General features: G+C 65.4%; 1 protein-coding gene and 1 pseudogene. Both read right to left on the bottom strand.

The window, feature by feature from the left end:
• Window positions 1-1,536 (bottom strand): IS66 family transposase gene (tnpC, locus tag NKG60_RS32095; protein WP_352976681.1). Its coding sequence is split into 2 segments (ribosomal slippage), with 1,535 coding nucleotides annotated over them: window positions 1-1,109 and window positions 1,111-1,536; the frame shifts between segments, so codons are not numbered across the junction. This gene is flagged as partial in the annotation.
• Between the two features lie 66 nt (window positions 1,537-1,602).
• Window positions 1,603-1,827 (bottom strand): annotated as a pseudogene (gene tnpB / locus NKG60_RS32090) (IS66 family insertion sequence element accessory protein TnpB); the annotation flags it as partial.
• Window positions 1,828-1,944: the final 117 nt, after the last annotated feature.

Here is a 1,944-nt window from a genome sequence, read left to right as displayed (position 1 = left end):
ATACTCCGCATCGCATCCACGACGACAACCACGAATCGCTGTTTTCCGCCATTTGAAAAGGAGGTGCATAATGAATCGGTCTTCGTGATGCCGCGCAGGGCTCGCTCGGCTGCATTGTTGGATAGGCAGATCCGCCCATCGTCGAGGAACCGGGTGAAGGATGACCAGCGGCGCAGCATGTAGTTGAAGGCCTTGGTCAGGTCGTGCCCGCGCGAGAGCTTGTGGCGCGTCTTGATCATCCAGCGCTCGAGCTCGGTGGCCAGCGGCGCGCTCCGCTCTTGGCGCACCGCGTGCCGTTGGGCCGGCGACAGGCCGTTGATCGCGCGCTCGATATCGAACAGGGCATCGATGCGCTTCACGGCTTCGACCGCCAGCGGATAGACCAGGTTGGGCTTCTCGCCGTGCGCCTTCTTGCGCGCCGCCGCTTCGACATCGGCCAGCTCGAACACTTTGCGCCGGCTGTGGGCCCAGCAGCTGGCCTCCAGAACAGGCGCCGGCTGACGACCCGTCGCATAGAGATCGCCATAACCACCAAAGGCATCGGCCTGCAGAATGCCGCTCCAGCCGGCAAGATGCGCCGCGGGATGTTCGCCTCGGCGATCGCGGGAATAGTAGAACACGACCGCCGGCGGATCGGCGCCGCCGAACGGTCGGTCATCACGCACATAGGTCCATAATCGGCCGGTATCGGTCTTGCCCTTGGCCAGGACCGGCACCGTCGTGTCGTCGCCGTGCAGACGCGAAGCGGCCAGCACATGGGCTTCGAGCTGCTTGAACAGCGGCATCAGCGCCGCGGCGCCGGCGCCGACCTGGTCGGCGAGCGTCGACAGGCTGAGCGGCACGCCTTCGCGGGCATAGCGTTCGGCCTGGCGGTTAAGCGGCTGATGCTGGCCGAACTTCTCGAACAGGATCATCGCCAGCAGGCCGGGACCGGCCCAGCCGCGCGGGGTGGCGTGGAAGGGCGCCGGAGCCTGGCTGATCGTCTCGCAGTCGCGGCAGGTGAACTTCTCCCGCACGTGCTGGATCACCTTCCATTGCCGCGGCACCACCTCCAGCGTCTCGGTGATATCCTCACCCAGCTTGCGCAGCCGATGACCGCCGCAGCAATTGGCAAGCGGCCGGCGCCGGCTCGACCACGCGTTCGCGCGGCAGGTGCTCGGGAAATGGCTGGCGCGCCGGTCGCTTGCGCATGTAAGGCGCCACCTCGGTGGTCCGGGCCGCGGCCTGTTCGGCGGCGATCTCGTCTTCCGTCGCGGTGCTCTCGAGTTCCTCGAAGGTGAGTTCCATCTGGTCGTGCAGGCGGGCTGAGCGTTCAGAACTCTGACCATGCAGCGCCCGCTGCAGCTTCCGGATCGTCAGATCCTGATGTGCGATCAGCGCCGCATCATCCGATGCCTTGGCCCTGGCGACCGCCAGTTCGGCCTCGACCAGCGCAGCGCGCGCGGCCTCGTCTTCGGCTCTGGCCAGCGCCGCGGTCAGCGCTGCTCTCAGCGCGCCAATATCGTCCGGAACGGCATCTTGGGCGGTGGCAACCATGCCCTGGAGTGAATCATAAAACGCGTCCGCTGACTCGCGGAAAATGGCGCAAACTCAAAGAAAAACTCAGCCCGCGCGCTGCGGGCGGAACGTGTGAAGCGGGTTGCGCCAATCGATCCCGTCGAGCATGTAGGCGAGCTGCGCCGGTGATATGGAAACCGTGCCGTCCGCCGGCGACGGCCATAGAAACCGGCCCTTCTCGAGCCGTTTTGCATACAGCGACATGCCGAGCCCATCATGCCAGATAATCTTGATCAGATTGCCGCTGCGGCCGCGGAAGACATAAAGATCGCCGGCATGCGGTTATGTGGCACGCCACATAACCATTCTTATGCGTCGAGCGAGATTATGTGGCGGAGCCGCCCTGACGCCCGTCAGGGCCGGCCAAACCCAGCTTGCCTCCGCCAC

The organism is Mesorhizobium sp. M1428, assembly GCF_040317515.1.
Classification (GTDB): domain Bacteria; phylum Pseudomonadota; class Alphaproteobacteria; order Rhizobiales; family Rhizobiaceae; genus Mesorhizobium.
This window is presented reverse-complemented; position numbering and strand designations above follow the sequence as displayed.